This window comes from Rothia terrae (assembly GCF_012396615.1).
In the GTDB taxonomy this organism is placed as follows: domain Bacteria; phylum Actinomycetota; class Actinomycetes; order Actinomycetales; family Micrococcaceae; genus Rothia; species Rothia terrae.
Genome location: NZ_JAAXPV010000018.1, coordinates 16,113 through 32,762, shown reverse-complemented (window position 1 = coordinate 32,762; position 16,650 = coordinate 16,113). Strand labels below are relative to the sequence as shown.

Genomic DNA, 16,650 nt, shown 5'->3' with positions numbered 1-16,650 from the left:
TTTCTCTTTGAGGGTTGGTGGTTGGTGAGAATCTTGAGTTTCTACCTCTAGGTTCTTCATAGCTTTCGGTGTACGGATATTGCCCGTTTGCGCCCTTTTAGTATAGTGCATAATTTTTTAATATTTATTCAAAATTTTTGATTGTTCCCAGTTTTCTCAACAATTATCAGCCTCGCTTACTATTGCTGGGAACTGGCGGCAAAAATTTTCCACCTCGACGATGCTGATGTTGAGGGCTGGCGCTAGCCTTACCACGCTTGGTCCTGTCGCGTTGATAATAAACCCGTGATGACGCGCGCGTTCTACGACTGTTGGTGCTAGTGGCAGGCCTGAACGCGTTTTTTCATGGGTTAATCGGATGCCTATGAGTAGCCCTCTACCTGTTGTTTCGTCCACTTCGGGCAGAGAGCCTACACGCTCACGAATATATGCACCGACCTTTTCTGCGTTTGACAGTAGGTGTTCTTCATCGATGGTTTCGACAGTTGCAAGAGCTGTCGCTGTCGCCAGCGAATTGCCGCCAAAGGTTGTTCCGTGCATTCCCGGTTGCAAGAGCGCAGCAGGGTTCTGCCCCACCACTATCATGGCGCCAACGGGAAAACCTGCCCCTAGCCCTTTAGCCAGAGTAATGACATCGGGGAGGTTTTCTGCAGAAAGCTCGCGAGTACATTCAAACCAGAGACCTGTTCTGCCCATTCCTGTTTGAACTTCATCGACAATGAGCAGTGCACCATTTGCTCGCGTCAGTTCACGAGCGCGGGCTAAGTAGCCAGGAGGTAGCGGTAGCACGCCGGCCTCGCCTTGAATGGGCTCCACGATGAGAGCTGCAACTGTTTCATCGCAGTGCGCTTCAAGCGCCTCCAGGGTGGCGGGAATGTGCTTGATGCCGGTAGGCAGCGGCTCAAAGGGTTCTCGGTAAGCCGGTTTATGGGTCAGAGCAAGTGCACCTGTAGTTCTGCCGTGAAAACCGTGTTCGAGAGCCAAGATAGTAGTTCGTTGGGGGCTTGATAAATTACCATGACGACGAGCCAGCTTATAAGCGGCTTCGTTGGCTTCGGCACCCGAGTTACAGAAGAATACACGAGCGGCCTGCACCGGTGATAATTTTTCGATCAAAGTGGATGCAAGCCTTACCTGCGTGGGCGAAGTAAAGAAGTTAGAAATATGTGCAAGTTTGGCGGCCTGCTGCTGCACGGCTTGTACCCATCGGGGATGAGCGTGCCCCAAAGAGTTGACAGCAATACCTGCTAATAAATCAAGATATTGCTTACCGTTGGCATCCGTGACGATGTTTCCGGAGCCTTCGACAAGCACGAGCGACGGGTCGCCAAACACGCCCAGAAGATCGTGTTTGTACTCGTCCAATATCTGTTGCTGAGTCATGAGAGACCTCCTTGCTCTAAAGTGGAAGACGCAATGCTGAAATCAGGTGGCGGCACCTGCCAGCCAGCATCATCATCAGCAGTTACCTGAGTACCAATGCCGGTGTCTGTAAAAATTTCAAGAAGTGATGAGTGCGGTAATCGTCCATCGACAATGGTCGCTCGGGGTACTCCCTGTTCCACTGCCATCAGACAGGCCTGCATCTTAGGAATCATGCCCGACACTAAAGTTGGAAGCATCGCTTTGAGCTCACTGACCGTCAGCGAAGAAATCAGCGAGGATGCATCGGGCCAGTTGGCGTACAGACCCTCAACGTCCGTCAGCATCACAAGTTTTTCAGCTCCGAGAGCTGCAGCGACTGCGCTGGCAGCAGTATCCGCATTCACATTCAAAATTTCACCGGTCAGGCCTGCGGTTCCGTGACGATGATCAGGGTATTTCATCGGATCGTGCAGCTCGGGAGCTACCGATGAGATAACGGGGATTTTTCCTGCGTCAATCATGGATGCGATAGCGGTGGTATTCACACCAACGACTTCACCAACCAGCCCCACATCGGTAGCAACACCGTCAACTTGAGCTTTGATACGCCGGGCACGCAATAAGCCGCCGTCTTCTCCACTCATTGCCACCGCGTAAGGACCGTGCGCATTAATAAGACTCACCAACTCACGGGCAACCTGCCCGGTAAGCACCATACGCACTACGTCCATTGCATCGGGCGTCGTGTAACGCAACCCTCCCCTGAATTCAGAGGGGATATTCATCTTTTCAAGCATGGCTGAGATTTGCGGACCCCCGCCATGCACTACTACCGGTTTGATACCGACAGACCGCAAAAAGACCATGTCCTCAGCAAACGCGGCGCGCAACTCATCAGAGACCATGGCGTTGCCACCGTACTTAAACACCATCACTTTGCCCGCAAACCTCTGGATCCACGGCAGCGCCTCCATGAGGATTTGAGCTTTGCTTTGTGCCTCTAAAAATCGCGGTGCAGTTCTCCTCTGTTCAGTCATAAGTTCCCTAGCTCGAATACGCGGAATTCTCGTGAACATAATCGTGGGTGAGGTCATTCGTCCAAATCGTCGCGCCAGACTCCCCCATGTTCAAATCAATCTCAACAGTGACCTTGCGGGAGTTCTTCATCTGAACCTTTTCGCGAGGCTCACCAATCCCACCGCCGGTACACACCTGCACACCGTTGATAGTTACGTTTACTTTCTCAGGCTCAAAAGCTGCAGAGGTTGTGCCAACTTCGGATAAAATCCTGCCCCAGTTAGGATCATTGCCAAAGATGGCAGCTTTGAAAAGATTAGAGCGGGCAACAGCACGCGATACTTCCTCAGCGTCTTGCTCAGTCACCGCGTTCACCGTGATGACGTGAATATCGTGGCTTGCGCCTTCGGCATCACCAATAAGTTGAAGCGCTAAATTCTTACACACCTCAGATAAAGCCCACGTAAATTCATCCAATGACACCTGAACATCCTGAGCTCCCGAGCTCATCAATACCACGGTGTCATTGGTTGACATACAGCCATCAGAATCAGCCCTGTTGAAGCTCACCCGCACTGCCTCGCGAAGCGCATGATCTAACTGTTCAGCAGGCAACGGCGCATCCGTAGTGAGCACCACCAACATTGTCGCAAGGCCAGGCGCTAGCATGCCTGCACCTTTAGCCATACCGCCAATCGTCACACCGTTCGCAAGCTTGATACCAGCTTCTTTTGAAACAGTATCGGTCGTCATGATCGCTTGAGCTGCGGCAGTTGCGGACGCGGGCGATGGCGAAAGCGCGGCAGCAGCGTCCTCGATGCCCTCTGCCAGCCTCTCCATCGGTAGACGCTCGCCAATCAGCCCGGTCGAACACACCAGCACATCGCCGGCAAATATACCCAGGCTGTTCGCTACCTGCTCGGCACTTGCATGGGTATCTTGAAATCCTTGTGCCCCCGTGCACGCATTCGCCCCTCCGGAGTTCAGCAGTACTGTGTCCACCCTTCCATCAGAAATCACTTGCTGCGACCATATCACCGGAGCTGCAGCAAAACGGTTAGTCGTGAAAACAGCAGCTGCCTCAAAACTCGGCCCTTCGTTGACGACGAGTGCAACGTCTTTCTTGCCTTTTGTTGCGCTAATACCGGCGCTGACGCCAGCAGCGGTAAACCCTTCAGGGGCGGTAACACCTAACTGTTCTACAGTGTCAATATGATTCATTAGGGACTCAAACCTTTCTGCAAAAGTCCTAGGTTCTCGGGGAGTCCGAGCGCGATATTCATTGATTGGATAGCCCCACCGGCGGTGCCTTTGACGAGGTTGTCAATGACGCAAGTGACGATTGTTCGGTGCGCGTGGGGGTCAAAAGCCAGTTGCATAATGGCGTGGTTAGAGCCCTGAACCATCTTTGTCTGCGGCCATTGCCCTTCAGGAAGCAGGTGCACAAACTGTTCGTTGCCGTAGGCGGCTTCCCACACGTCGCGGAGCTGTTGTTCAGTGACCCCGCTGACGACCTTTGCGGTAGCGGTTGCGAGAATCCCGCGTGGCATCGGAGCTAAGGTCGGGGTGAAAGAAACCTGGACAGGCTGGCCAGCCGCCAACGAATAGCCCTGTTCAATCTCGGGTGTATGCCGGTGCATACCACCCACACCGTACGGACTCATACCACCGCTAGTTTCCGATCCCAGCAGGTGAGTTTTCGCTGTCTTTCCTGCGCCCGATGTTCCCGATGCCGCTACGATAACAACGTCTTGAGGCTCTAACACTCCAGCCTGAAACCCCGGTGTCAGTGCCAATAAGGACGCCGTGGGGTAGCAACCGGGCACCGCAATGCGCTGGGTGTTTTTTAAATTTTCGCGTTGCTTAGAGCCACATGGAAAGAGAAATTCAGGAAGGCCGTAGGGCCAGGTTCCGGCATGCTCTGTTCCGTAGAACTTCTTCCAGTCTTCAGCACTGTTGAGTCGGTGGTCTGCACCGGCGTCGATCACCAGCGTCCCTTCAGGCATACCGGCTACAAGATTTGCGGATGCGCCGTGGGGCAGGGCGAGGAAGACGACGTCGTGACCGGTCAACGTTTCAACAGTTGTGTCTTGCACTGTCATATCAGCAAAACGTCGCACATGCGGTGCCAGGTCTCCAAGTCGCTGGCCAGCACTTGAGTGTGCGGTGACTGTCTCAACCTCAACCTCCGGGTGCGTAGCAAGCAAACGAAGGACTTCTCCGCCCGCATACCCGGTGGCTCCTGCTACTGCTACTGAAATGCTCATACCGGCAGTTTACGCACATTTATTCATACATTGCTATATTTATTCATAGATTACTTGTAAATACGCCCCAAAATTTCACTATATGAATTTTTTATGCTGTGTGTAGATGCGTTCTCGGAGTATTCTGGGGGTATGAACAAGAGCATGAAAGCAACATCAATATCAGAGATAGGGGCTCCCTCAGTCCTCCAGAGCACCCAGATTCAGACCCCAACTCCCGGTAAGAATCAGGTACTGGTCAAGACAGCAGCCGTCGGTGTCAACTTTATTGAAACCTATCAACGAAGCGGCGTATACCCTGTACAGCTCCCTTTTATTCCGGGTTCAGAAGCCGCTGGCACGGTAGTAGAGCTGGGTGAAGCCGTTCACAATATTCAGGTGGGTCAACGTGTAGCAACCGCGTCCGCTACGCATACTTATGCCGAATACTTTCTGGTAGATGCACAAAAATGTGTGGCTATTCCAGATTCAGTCAGCGATGAAGACGCCGCCGCTGTACCGCTACAGGGCATGACAGCGCACTACTTGATTAACTCAACTTTCAACGTCAAAGCTGAACATACCGTGGTATTTCATGCAGGGGCCGGCGGTGTAGGCGGAATCGCCCTTCAGCTACTCAAGGCAAAAGGGGCAACCGTCATTGCCACCGTTTCTACCGATGCAAAAGAAAAGATAGCGTATTCTCACGGCGCTGACCACGTCGTTCGCTACGAAAATTTTGCCGATCGCGTCCTGGAAATCACCGATGAACAGGGCGTTGATGTAGTCTACGATTCCGTTGGCAAAGATACGTTCGACGATTCTCTGCGCTGTCTCAAAAAGCGCGGCATGATGGTGCTCTTTGGCGGCGCATCGGGGCAGGTTCCCCCGCTTGACCCGCAAAAATTGAATCAGCTGGGTTCGCTGTTTCTCACGCGTCCGACCTTAGCCGATTACACTCTTACCCGCGAAGAAATTTCGTGGCGTATGGGAGATCTTTTCGATGCAATTACCGCAGGCACCCTGACTGTCACCGTCGATCAGGTCTTCCCCTTGAAGGACGCTGCGTCCGCCCACGAATACCTTGAAGCACGTAAGACCCGCGGCAAGGTAGTGCTGGTCCCCTAGCTCCGTAGCTATCTCCTGCCCCTTTCCACTGACAGAAAGATCATTTTCATGACGTCGTCAACCCCGCATATCAATCCCAATAGTGTTCCCATTGCAGAAACCGTGCTCCTGCCAGGCGATCCCCTGCGTGCGCAGTTCATTGCAGAAAACTATCTCACTAACGTCCAACAATTCAACGGCGTACGCAATATGCTCGGCTTCACCGGTGAGTTCAAGGGACAACAGGTTTCGGTCATGGGCACCGGTATGGGCATCCCGTCTGCAAGTCTGTATACGTGGGAACTCATTCACGTCTTTGGCGTCAAACGACTCATCCGCATTGGCTCATGTGGCGGACTGCAACCCGATCTCAGCCTCTTTGATATCGTGGTCGCCTCCGCATCGTCCACAGATTCTAACTTTATGAATCAGTACAATCTGCCCGGTACGTTTGCGCCCACGGCCTCTTGGTCTTTGCTGAGTGCTGTTGCACAAGAAGCAAACCGCCAAGGGGTGAAGCTGAACGTCGGCAACGTCCTCTCTTCAGATGTTTTCTACAATTTCGATTCCACCGCTCACCAGCGTTGGGCTGACATGGGCGTGCTCGCCGTCGAAATGGAATCAGCCGGTATCTACGCCACTGCGGCGCAAGCAGGATCTGAGGCACTGGCAGTCTTCACTGTCTCTGATCACATCTTCAACGGACAAGAGACCACTTCTCAGCAAAGAGAAACCGCTTTCACCACCATGATGGAACTGGTACTGCCGGTTGCTGCGTCCTAACTCAAGTACACCGCTGAGGTTCAAATAGAGCTCAGATATAGCAAAGGGGCGGGTGGATGCTAGTGCATCCCCCGCCCCTTTGAACAGCTGGCAAAACTTATGATTCTTTGCGGAAGAAATAGATAGTGCCGAGAACACCGCCAACCAGGACAAGTAGCGAAGCCACCATCATGGCCCAGCCTGTCACGCGTTGCATCGTCACGGTAGAGTTAGTCACCTCTTTCAAAGAACCTTCCTCGCCCGTTCTGACAACCTGCAACTCGCCGTTATCTTTTTCGACCAACAAGGCATCAACTTTCTCCGGGAAGTCCTCACGCACATCGCCAGTCTGCGAGCCACGGAATTTAACGGTCTCACCCACCGACTTCACCTGCTGGACGTCCTGCAGGTCAGAACGGTAATCCGCGCCCACCAAACGCTGGTCAGCTGGCAGTGCCCCCTGATAAATCGCGACATTGGACTTAGTCTGCAGGTCCGGGGTCAAATCCACGTAATCACCGCTGATCACCCAGGTGTGCCCTTCGTATCCTTCGTTAGCACTTGCCTCGTTCATCGAACGAACGCCGAACAAAGACAGCAAAATTGCGATGATGACGGCAGCTAGCATGGTTCCGATAGCAGCCAAACGAAACTTATTATTCTCGCGAGAAGAACGCTGCTCGTCTTCATCATCAAATTCGAAAAAATCAGTCTCTTGGTAATCCTGGCTCACGGTTTTCTCCTACCATTTCACCGAACATCTGTGAACAGTCAACTCTACCTCACATCACACTTATCAACGACACCGTTTGGGTAATATAACCGCCGATTCGCACCGAGTTCACAGATTTTACGGCTGAACACTCCAGCAAAAAGGGACGCTAGCTCACTAGCGTCCCTTTTCACTATCATCGATAGAATGTTTTAGCGCTGTGTAGCTCCAAAACGTTCAGCGGTTACAGCTACAGCAGCCTCACGAGCGGCTGATGCTTCATCAGCAGTCAAAGTGCGGTCATCTGCGCGGAATCGCAGGGTAAACGCAACAGACTTTTTGCCCTCTTCGATGCCGGTGCCACGGTAATCGTCAAACACGCGGATATCTTCAAGCAAGTCGCCTGCACCTTCAGCGAGCGCCGCCTTGATGTCGGATGCGGGAATATCCGCGTCCACAATCAACGCCACGTTCTGGTTGGTGGCAGGGTAACCGAAAATACCGGTTGCCTCAATCACGCCGGTCTTAGCCTCGATCAGCGCTGAGAAGTTCAGCTCGTAGGCCGCAGTGCGCTCGGGCATATCAGTGGTTGCAAGGAGCTTAGGATGCAACTCACCGGCATAGCCCAGGTGGGTTCCGTCAGCCAGCGATAGGGCTGCGGTACGTCCCGGGTGGAAGGCCTGGTGAGTACCCTGAGAAATAACAATCTCTACCCCGGTCACGGAAGAAATCAGACGAACCGCATCTACTGCGTCCTGCCAATCGTAAGCTCGCGGGGTGACGCCGGGGGTTGCTTCGGTGTCAGTACCAGCGAACAAACCAGCGATGTAGCGAGGCTGTTCGGGTAAACCTGCGTTGATAGCCTCAAGAACATCGTCGGCGGGCTTCTGGCCCAGGCCGGGGATGCTCTCTACACCGAGTTCAGCCTTCGGAATGAAGACGTAACCGGTTTCGAAAATCGCTAAGTTGCGGAAGCCGCGCGCAGTATTGCGCTTGAGCACGGTGGTGAGTCCGGGAAGCAGTGATCGGCGCATCCAACCGGTGTTCTCAGCAATGGGGTTAGCCAGCTTGATGGATTCAACGGTCTCATTGGCTGATGCTGATGCCCACAGGTTGTTATCGTCGGCTGATACGAAGGGGTACGCGAAGACTTCAACGCTACCTGCAGCAGCCAAAGAGTTGAGCACGCGACGGCGCACGGTCTGCTCAACGGTGTAACCGCGTCCGGGAGGAGCTACCGGAAGGGTCGAAGGAATCTGGTCGTAGCCCACCAGACGAGCGACCTCTTCGGTCAGATCTTCCTTATCGGTGATATCCGGACGCCATGACGGAACGGTGACGCGGTAAGCACTCTCCCCCGCTTCAACGCTGGCGCCGATTTCAGTCAGTGTCTGAGTGACCTGCTCGGGAGTGTAGTTGATGCCCACACGCGATGCAGTGTATGCGTTAGGAAGCTCTACCACGGTGGGTTCAAACGCATCGCCGAAATCGGTGACGCCTTCTTCAACAGTTGCCCCGCCGAGCTCTACCAGCAAATCAACAGCACGCTGGGCAGCTGCCGCCTGGATCTGCGGGTCAACGCCGCGTTCAAAACGCTTGGATGCCTCGGACGTCAGCTTATGACGGCGGGCAGTGCGAGCAATCGAAACCTCGTCAAAGCGAGCAGCTTCAATCAGGATGCTGCTGGTTGATTCGGATACCTCAGTGGATGCGCCGCCCATAACGCCGGCTAAGCCAATGGGGCCGGACGCATCGGTAATCAAAAGATCTTCAGCGTGCAGTTCGCGTTCTTTTTCATCCAAGGTGGTGAGCTTTTCACCTGCGGATGCGCGTCGTACAATGATGCTACCGTCCAGCTTGTCTGCATCGTAGAAGTGCAGGGGTTGGCCGGTCTCAAGCATGACGTAGTTAGAGATGTCCACTGCCAGCGAGATGGAGCGGACGCCTGCCAAACGCAGACGCGATGACATCCAGGTAGGTACGGGTGCGGATGCGTCGAAGCCGGTTACCTTGCGAGTCACAAAGCGGGTGCAACCTGAGTTTCCGTGAATAGGAGCTGAGTCATCAACCTTGACAGGGAAGCCTGCCGCGTTAGCAGCCGGTGCCTTCGCAGCCAACTCGAGCACGAAATCGTCGAAGGAGTTGCCGGTCGCGTGGCAGTATTCGCGGGCAATACCGCGAATGGAGAAACCGTAACCGCGGTCGGGAGTCACATTGACTTCAGCAGCCTGGTCGTACAGCCCCAGCAGTTCCATCGCGTCAGTGCCGATTTCAGGATCAAGACCGAGAGTAGACAGAACGAGGATTCCGCCGTGGTCGTCACCAATACCGAGTTCTTTGACGGACGCAATCATGCCTGCTGACTTGTGGCCGTAGGTTTTACGCGCAGTAATCGCAAAACCACCGGGCAGAACAGCTCCGGGCAGCGTTACTACCACCTTGTCACCGGGTACAAAGTTGTGCGCACCACAAATGATGCCCTGCACACCAGATTCTTCAATGCCCTTACCGGTCAGAGTCTGGGTCTGTCCCTCAGGGACAACTCGAACCTGGCACCAGTTGACAGTCTTACCGTTGGAGTGAGTTTCGGATTCCATCGACAGAACCTGGCCAACGACAATTGGGCCGGACAGCTCGTCAGAGGGGCGGTGAACGTCCTCTTCTTCAAAACCAACCTTCACCAGGTCAGCCATCACATCTTCTGCAGTAGCATCTGCAGGAACAGGCGCGTATTCACGCAGCCAAGACAAAGGAATTCGCATTATTAGATCTCCATTCCGAACTGCTGTGAGAAACGAATATCGCCCTCAATCATGTCGTGCATATCGGCAACGCCGTTGCGGAACATGAGAGTGCGTTCAATACCCATACCGAAAGCAAAGCCAGAGTAGACTTCAGGGTCAATCCCAGCAGCGCGCAGAACGTTGGGGTGAACCATGCCGCAACCGCCCCACTCGATCCAACGGGGACCGCCCTTAGCGGTGGGATGCCAGATATCAAGCTCAGCGGAAGGCTCAGTGAACGGGAAGTAATTAGGACGCAGGCGAATCTTCGCTTCGGGGCCGAACATGGAACGTGCAAGGTGTTCCAAAGTGCCCTTCAAATCAGCCATGCTCAGGCCCTTATCAACCGCCAAGCCTTCAATCTGGTGGAAGACGGGGGTGTGCGTCGCGTCCAGCTCATCGGTGCGGTACACCTGACCGGGGCACACAATATACAGCGGAACATCACGTGACAGTAGCGAGCGCATCTGCACCGGTGAGGTGTGAGTACGCAGCATCAGATGCTTCTCAACAGGATCAACGAAGAAAGTATCCTGCAACTCACGCGCGGGGTGGTCGGGTTTGAAGTTCAGCGAATCGAAGTTGTACCACTCAGATTCAAGCTCGGGGCCATCAGCAACTTCCCAGCCCATACCCACAAAGATGTCGGTCAGAGATTCCTGCAAAACGTTGATGGGGTGACGCGCGCCGGCATGACGACGACCGGACGTAGCGGTCACATCGACAGCTTCTTCGACGAGGATGCGAGCCTCGCGTTCAGCTTCAAGCTCGGCGGTACGGCCCTCAAGAACCTTGTTCAAGCGTCCGCGAGCCTGACCCATGAGCTTACCGACCTCAGCCTTGTGCTCCTTTGAGAGACTACGCATCTGCTTATTCGCCAGGGTAAACGCGCTCTTGTCGCCTGTAAATGCCAAACGCACGCGCTTGAGCTGATCGAGATCAGTTGCCTCTTCAGCCACTGCCTGCTGAGCACGCTCAAACTCGCCGTTAAACGCCTCACGAACTTTCTCTAAACCGTTGTCGGGATCGTTCTCTAGGACCTGTGCGATATTCGCCAAAACCTCGTAAGATTCTGGGTTCTGCGCATTCTCGGTCGGTGAATCAGTCATAAAACTCTTCTTCACATCGATGAATCTGGGATAACTGCCGTATTTCAGGCATTCTCTACCAGTCTAATACAGGTAAGGGACGCGAGAAAAAGGTGAAGAGATAGTGGGAATAAATTACTGCTTCAGCTGAGATCCAAAGTGCTGTTTGGAGGGTTTTTGGTAGTCGAAAACAAACCACGCTAAGCCCAATACAAGGTAGCTAGAAGCTACAGCAATATCTGCGAAAGTGTATGGGTTAGACAGCGCCAGCACCAACCCCAAGCCACCACCGATGACAGAGAATATCGCGCAGATAAAGCCAATCATGCGCGCGGTACCGTTGCGGGCGCCCAAACCGCGCACGACAAACCTGCAGATAAAAAAAGCATAGGAAAGCACCAAGAAGAATGCTGATCCACCCGCGCCGGTCGGTTAAGAGGTAGGTATCAAGATACGTGAGTGTTGTTCCCACAATTGCCACCGCTTGCAGAACCCGCACCGTCGCTGGGGTGGCTGACACATCTTTGCCTACAAAGCGCTCGGTCACGCGCTCGCTATACGTACTGTGCTCGGAAAAGTCGTTGTGGTTTTGACTCATTGTTCCTGCTCACTAGGTATCTAGGACTTCTTCCACCTTACCGGCGTCAAAAGAGTATCTCTACCGTGCGGAAACATACTGCGTTCCGAATGGGCTTGCAGGTGCCTATGAATAAGCCCTCTTCTATTCGAACAAGCCCGAGGCAATGAAATCATTTTCATCGCGGATACCCGGCGGCACCGCAAAGAGTGCTGAGCCATTGTGTTTGAGGTACTCGCTGAGCGCATCTGAACTGGTCATGGTGCGAAGCATCGGAATAAAGTGCGTGCGCGGGTCGCAGACAAAGGCAATAAAGAATAGCCCTGCATCCAGGTGACCGAGACCGTCCGTACCATCGGTGTAATTGAAGCCGCGTCGGAGCATCTGCACACCATTATTTTGGTCGGGATGCATCAGATACAGGTGCGAGTTATGCGGGATAATCGGCCCGCCGCGTCCCTTCATCGAAAAGTCGGGAGCATCGAATTCACCACCGCCTGAAAGCGGTGCACCCTCACGCTTAGTACGCCCGATAATATCCTCTTGCTCGCGCAACGGCGCCCTATCCCACGGTTCAATGAGCATACGGATGCGGCGCGTCGCAAGGTAAGATCCACCGTTCATCCAGTTGGGATTCCCCTTAGAATTCTCGGTGGACGTCCACACGTGTTGCGCTAGCAAGTCTGCATTCTCAGTTTTCAGGCTGTTCGTGCCGTCTTTAAAACCGAAAAGATTACGCGGAGTTTTCTGCGTGGTTGAGGTGGATGAGGTTCGCCCGAAACCGAGCTGGCTCCACGCGACGACGGCCCGTCCGGATGCGATACGCACAAGGTTACGAATGGCATGGACGGCGACCTGCGGATCATCAGCGCAGGCTTGAATGCAGAGGTCTCCCCCGCTACGGTTCTCTTCAAGTGCGTCCCCGCGCATTTTAGGAACTTCAACAAGAGCTTCGGGGAGCTGATGGGCAAAGCCAAAACGGTCCTTGCCGTTGCCATCTACAAAAAGCGAGCGTCCCAACCCGAAGGTGAGAGTCAGGTGAGCTGCAGACAGATCCATTGCTTCGCCAGTGTCATCGGGCGGAGTTTCGTAGTTTGTGGCGTCTCCTAGTTCGTGGCCTGCCATCAGAATCGCCGCGGCTTCACTCCATTCCTGGAACAGCTCCTTGAGTTCTTCGGCAGTTTCAACTTTGACGTTGAGAGCAACAAAGTGCATGCGGTCCTGTGCCGGGGTTTCGATACCGCTTTGGTGCTCTCCGTAAAAGGCGTGAGAATCATCAGCGGCCTGGGCTGGGGCTGGACGTCCTGCCCAGTAGCCTGCGCCGGCCGCCGATGCCGCCGCAACAGCAGCACCTGCACCACCGAGCGCGGCGCGGCGAGTAAAACGCGGTTGATTATTGGTGGGCATGGGTGCTCCTGTCGCGGGGGTAAGTGGGTGATGAAATTTAGCTGACGACTGTTCCGGTGAGTTTAGAAAGGGGTTCGCTCAACGAATCGATTGCGTCTGAAAGCTCGCGTACTTGGTCTTCAGAGAGCTCTTCGTAGCTGACAAATGTGCCGTCAGTTGAGTGCTGGTCAAGAAGCTGCTGAACATCAGCAAATTTCTTGTCGAGGTCCTTAGTTAGCTCGGCGTCCTTCTTTTCTGCGATGGGCTTGAGAACGTCGTATGCGACCTTAGCGCCGTCGATGTTTCCTTGGAAGTCTGACAGATCGGTGTGCGACCAGATTTCTTCTTCACCGGTTACCTTACTTGCTGCGACCTCATCGAGAAGTCCCTTCGCACCGTTGCCAATCTGGTCAACGGTCAAGGCCAGGTCGCGAGATTTCTCTTGGAGACTCTTGGTATCTTCAACGAGCTTGTCAGCTACTTCTGCGCGCTCAGCGTCGGTCAACGGCGTGTACTTTTTGCCGTCATTTTCTTCAGCGGTAGGCTGCCACAAATCCTTTTCGATGCGATGCCACCCCGTCCATTCCTGACCTTCTTCAAGGTCAGCTTCACGCGCATCCAGTGCGGGGTCGAGATCCCCGAATGACTCCGCCACCGGCTCTACTCGTTCAAAGTGCAGTCGTGCAGGTGCGTACTGTTCACGAGCAGCATCATCGTCACCTGATTTGTAGGCTTCGGCAAAAGATTCGGTGGCAGTAACCAACTGATCAATCTGATCCTTGGTGTACGCAGCGTACTGGGTCTGTGCGTCTTCGCGGAGTTTTTGCTCGTCGGCTGAGACTTCTTGTGCATCGGGGTTAGCCGTAACCGTGAGATCACCGCGGATGCCATCGCCAACCATACCCGGCTTACACGCGGTCTTGTAGTTGCCCTCGGAGAGGGTGACTGTCAGATTGCGAGTAATGCCTGGCCCGATGTTTTCAACTTCTGAAATGATGCGCAGACCGTCCTCTGCCAGAATGTAGAACTCGGTAACCTGTGAGCCATCGTTGGTCACGTTAAACACTGTGTTCCCGGCTTTAATTTCGGTGGCGGACACCTTGCATTCGCTCTCGGTTGACGAAACCTTGATCGAGCCGTCGAAACCTGAAGCTGGATTATTAGGAGTGCACCCTGCCAGCGTCATTGCTGCCAAAGAGGTGATTGCGAAAGTGCTGAGAATATGATGAGATGTCATGATTTTCTTTCGATTGAATGTGAGTGAATTAGCGGCGCGCGCGGGTGTTTCTACGCTGAGCAGCGATAAAGAAGAAAAGGGCGATTGCTACGTAAAGCACCCATACAATAGCCTGAGCCCAAGTGGTCGCGGGCGAGAAGTTAAAGATGCCCTTCAGCAAGGTTCCTGTCACTGAGGTGGGTGCAATAATATGCGAGACATCAAACGCAAGATTGTGCAGGCCGGGTAAGAGGCCAGCCTCTTGCAGGTCATGGACACCGTAAGCGAGGACGCCCGCGGCAACAAAAATCAGGAAGGCACCTGTCCAGGTGAAGAAGGTTGAGAGGTTCAGCTTGAGAACGCCCTTCATCAGTAACCAAGCAAGGACGATTGCCACCGCGATACCGGCAAGAGCACCCATCAGAGCCACGCTGATTCCTTGGCCACTGGCCTTAGTAGCTGCCCATAAGAAGAGCGCAGTTTCTAGCCCCTCGCGTCCAACAGATAGAGCAGCCAAGACAATCACAGACCATGTGCTGGTCTGTACCGCATCAATTTTTTGGCCGAGTTCGGACGATAGATGTCGCGCGTTGCTTGCCATCCAGAAAATCATCCAGGTAACAAAACCAACGGCGATAATGGACAGTGAGCCACCGATTGCTTCTTGAGCTTCGAAGGTGAGGCCCTGCGGTCCGAAGGTCAGAAGCGCGCCAAACCCAAGTGAGACGAGCACTGCGAAACCAACGCCAGCCCAGATTTTAGGTACAAGGTGGTGACGGTTGGTCTTACGCACGTAGGCAAGCAAAATGCCTACGACGAGAGCTGCTTCAAGCCCTTCGCGCAAGCCAATCAAGAAATTTTGTAGCACCGTAAACCTTACTTAAATGAGACTTAGAAGTTATTTAGGCAAGACTAATGTTACTCTCAGGGGTGGGTAATACGAAAAATTTGTATGTTCAAATTATTTATTACTTAACGAAAAAATGGCGACGTCCACGCTAGACGCCGCCATATCACTATTTTTTATCTCTGAATGGTCGCTAAAAGGGCCTCAACAATAGGAAAATCTGCAGGAATCCAGTCGATTTCCTTCAAAGTCTCAGCCACATCAAACCACTGCACTGCGAGTTGCCTTTCAAGCGCTCGTGGCTCTCCCACTGAAATCTCAGCACACCACACTCGCATGGCGTGGCGTTCAGTCAGTTGCCACCCCTGCTCAAAAGGTCCGGGGATTTCTACGCTGAGCTTTGTCTCAATACCGAGTTCTTCGACAAGTTCACGCACAAGCGCCTCTTGGCAGGTCTCCCCCGCATCCACTTTGCCACCGGGAAACTCCCATTTTCCGCGCAAAGATTCAGGACCACTTCGCTGGCTCAACAAGATTTTGGTGGGATTCTCGAGAGAATTCAGGATGGCGGCACCCACTACCTGAACGTCAAACTGCTTGGACATCGAACACCTCAAGCCTCATGAATCGCACGAGCAGACGCGTACAGACAAACGGCCGCGGCGATACTCACATTCAAGGACTCAGCGCTACCGTGCACCGGCACAGCAACTCGCGTATTCGCCAGACGCTTTTCTTCAGGACTCAGCCCCTGAGCCTCATTACCGAACAGCCACATGGTCTTACGAGATAAGTCATACTTTGGCTTATTTTCCAACTCAACGCCAAGACGCTTTGCCGCAGCCGCATCCTCAAGGTCGTTGAGGTTAACCTTGCCGTAGCCATCAGCTGCCAGAACACCAATGCCTTGGGCTTTAGCGTCCTCGGCAAATTCTTCGAGCTCAACGCCTGAAATCATGGGTACGTGGAAAATTGATCCCGCTGTTGATCGAACCACCTTAGGGTTATAGACATCAACGGTACCTTTAGACAGAACCACAAGATCGGCACCGGCGGCATCGGCAGTTCGAATAATAGTGCCTGCGTTACCCGGGTCCTGGACGCGTGCCAAGACAGCAACAAGGTGGGGGTTGATAGCGTCTGCACCCCAAATATCGGCAGGGGTTTTATCTAACATAAATGAAACCGCAAGAACGCCCTGAGGAGTCACAGCCCCAGCCATGGCATCCAGAACCTCATCGGTCACCATACGCATAAACACCTTGCGTCCAGCTTCAGGGGTCGGTGTTCCGTGGACCTCTTCCATCAGCTCAGCAATGTCATCGTGACGTTCAAACGCCGCCTCGGTAATATAGACCGCGTCCAAGACTGGGTTCTCAAGGTGAGCTTTCAGCGCCTCACGCACAGCCTGAGGTCCCTCCACCAAAAATTGCTTCTTCTTAGTGCGGACGCTACGGGTAGCGAGCTTAGCGATATCCTTCACGCGATCAGCGTGAGGGTTTTCCATCATGACGGGGGTGCACAGGCGTTCTTTAAAATCCATA

The 16,650-nt window shown here is 53.7% G+C and carries 15 protein-coding genes; 2 read left to right on the top strand and 13 right to left on the bottom strand.

Annotation, left to right across the window (positions count from 1 at the left end):
* Positions 1-156: 156 nt before the first annotated feature.
* From HF984_RS09610 to argC, 4 genes are read right to left on the bottom strand one after another with little or no spacing between them, the layout of a single operon-like run.
* Positions 157-1,383, bottom strand: coding sequence for an acetylornithine transaminase (locus tag HF984_RS09610; RefSeq protein ID WP_168615458.1), 1,227 nt, complete (start codon positions 1,381-1,383; stop codon positions 157-159).
* A complete protein-coding gene (gene argB / locus HF984_RS09605) occupies positions 1,380-2,402 on the bottom strand; it encodes an acetylglutamate kinase (RefSeq protein ID WP_168615457.1) in 1,023 nt (340 codons plus the stop codon). The genes HF984_RS09610 and argB overlap by 4 nt, the downstream gene beginning before the upstream one ends.
* 7 nt (positions 2,403-2,409) lie before the next feature.
* Complete coding sequence (gene argJ / locus HF984_RS09600; protein WP_168615456.1) at positions 2,410-3,603, bottom strand: bifunctional glutamate N-acetyltransferase/amino-acid acetyltransferase ArgJ; 1,194 nt, start codon at positions 3,601-3,603, stop codon at positions 2,410-2,412.
* Positions 3,603-4,649, bottom strand: coding sequence for an N-acetyl-gamma-glutamyl-phosphate reductase (gene argC / locus HF984_RS09595; RefSeq protein ID WP_168615455.1), 1,047 nt, complete (start codon positions 4,647-4,649; stop codon positions 3,603-3,605). Before argC ends, argJ begins: the two co-directional genes overlap by 1 nt.
* 144 nt (positions 4,650-4,793) lie before the next feature.
* Here argC and HF984_RS09590 point away from each other — a divergent pair, with 144 nt between their 5' ends.
* On the top strand, positions 4,794-5,756 hold the full coding sequence (locus HF984_RS09590; RefSeq protein ID WP_247596582.1) for a quinone oxidoreductase family protein: 963 nt from the start codon (positions 4,794-4,796) through the stop codon (positions 5,754-5,756).
* A gap of 48 nt (positions 5,757-5,804) precedes the next feature.
* Complete coding sequence (deoD, locus tag HF984_RS09585; protein ID WP_168615453.1) at positions 5,805-6,518, top strand: purine-nucleoside phosphorylase; 714 nt, start codon at positions 5,805-5,807, stop codon at positions 6,516-6,518.
* Between the two features lie 97 nt (positions 6,519-6,615).
* Here the strand turns inward: deoD and HF984_RS09580 are convergent, their stop codons facing one another.
* The 9 genes from HF984_RS09580 to HF984_RS09540 form a co-directional block, all read right to left on the bottom strand.
* Positions 6,616-7,230, bottom strand: a complete 615-nt coding sequence (locus HF984_RS09580) for a hypothetical protein (RefSeq protein ID WP_168615452.1) — start codon at positions 7,228-7,230, stop codon at positions 6,616-6,618.
* Between the two features lie 191 nt (positions 7,231-7,421).
* Entirely contained in the window at positions 7,422-9,971 is a 2,550-nt protein-coding gene (gene pheT / locus HF984_RS09575; RefSeq protein WP_168615451.1) for a phenylalanine--tRNA ligase subunit beta, read from the bottom strand.
* 2 nt (positions 9,972-9,973) lie between these two features.
* Complete coding sequence (pheS, locus tag HF984_RS09570) at positions 9,974-11,101, bottom strand: phenylalanine--tRNA ligase subunit alpha (RefSeq protein ID WP_168615450.1); 1,128 nt, start codon at positions 11,099-11,101, stop codon at positions 9,974-9,976.
* A gap of 114 nt (positions 11,102-11,215) precedes the next feature.
* Positions 11,216-11,443 carry a hypothetical protein gene (locus tag HF984_RS09565; protein WP_168615449.1) on the bottom strand — a complete coding sequence of 76 codons (228 nt, stop codon included), beginning with the start codon at positions 11,441-11,443 and terminating at the stop codon, positions 11,216-11,218.
* A 358-nt stretch (positions 11,444-11,801) separates the two neighbouring features.
* Positions 11,802-13,064, bottom strand: coding sequence for an iron uptake transporter deferrochelatase/peroxidase subunit (gene efeB, locus HF984_RS09560; protein ID WP_168615448.1), 1,263 nt, complete (start codon positions 13,062-13,064; stop codon positions 11,802-11,804).
* 37 nt (positions 13,065-13,101) lie between these two features.
* On the bottom strand, positions 13,102-14,280 hold the full coding sequence (gene efeO / locus HF984_RS09555; RefSeq protein ID WP_168615447.1) for an iron uptake system protein EfeO: 1,179 nt from the start codon (positions 14,278-14,280) through the stop codon (positions 13,102-13,104).
* 28 nt (positions 14,281-14,308) lie between these two features.
* Positions 14,309-15,127, bottom strand: a complete 819-nt coding sequence (efeU, locus tag HF984_RS09550; RefSeq protein WP_168615446.1) for an iron uptake transporter permease EfeU — start codon at positions 15,125-15,127, stop codon at positions 14,309-14,311.
* 155 nt (positions 15,128-15,282) lie between these two features.
* Positions 15,283-15,711, bottom strand: coding sequence for a (deoxy)nucleoside triphosphate pyrophosphohydrolase (locus tag HF984_RS09545; RefSeq protein WP_168615445.1), 429 nt, complete (start codon positions 15,709-15,711; stop codon positions 15,283-15,285).
* A gap of 8 nt (positions 15,712-15,719) precedes the next feature.
* Positions 15,720-16,649, bottom strand: a complete 930-nt coding sequence (locus tag HF984_RS09540; protein WP_168615444.1) for a TrmH family RNA methyltransferase — start codon at positions 16,647-16,649, stop codon at positions 15,720-15,722.
* Position 16,650: the final 1 nt, after the last annotated feature.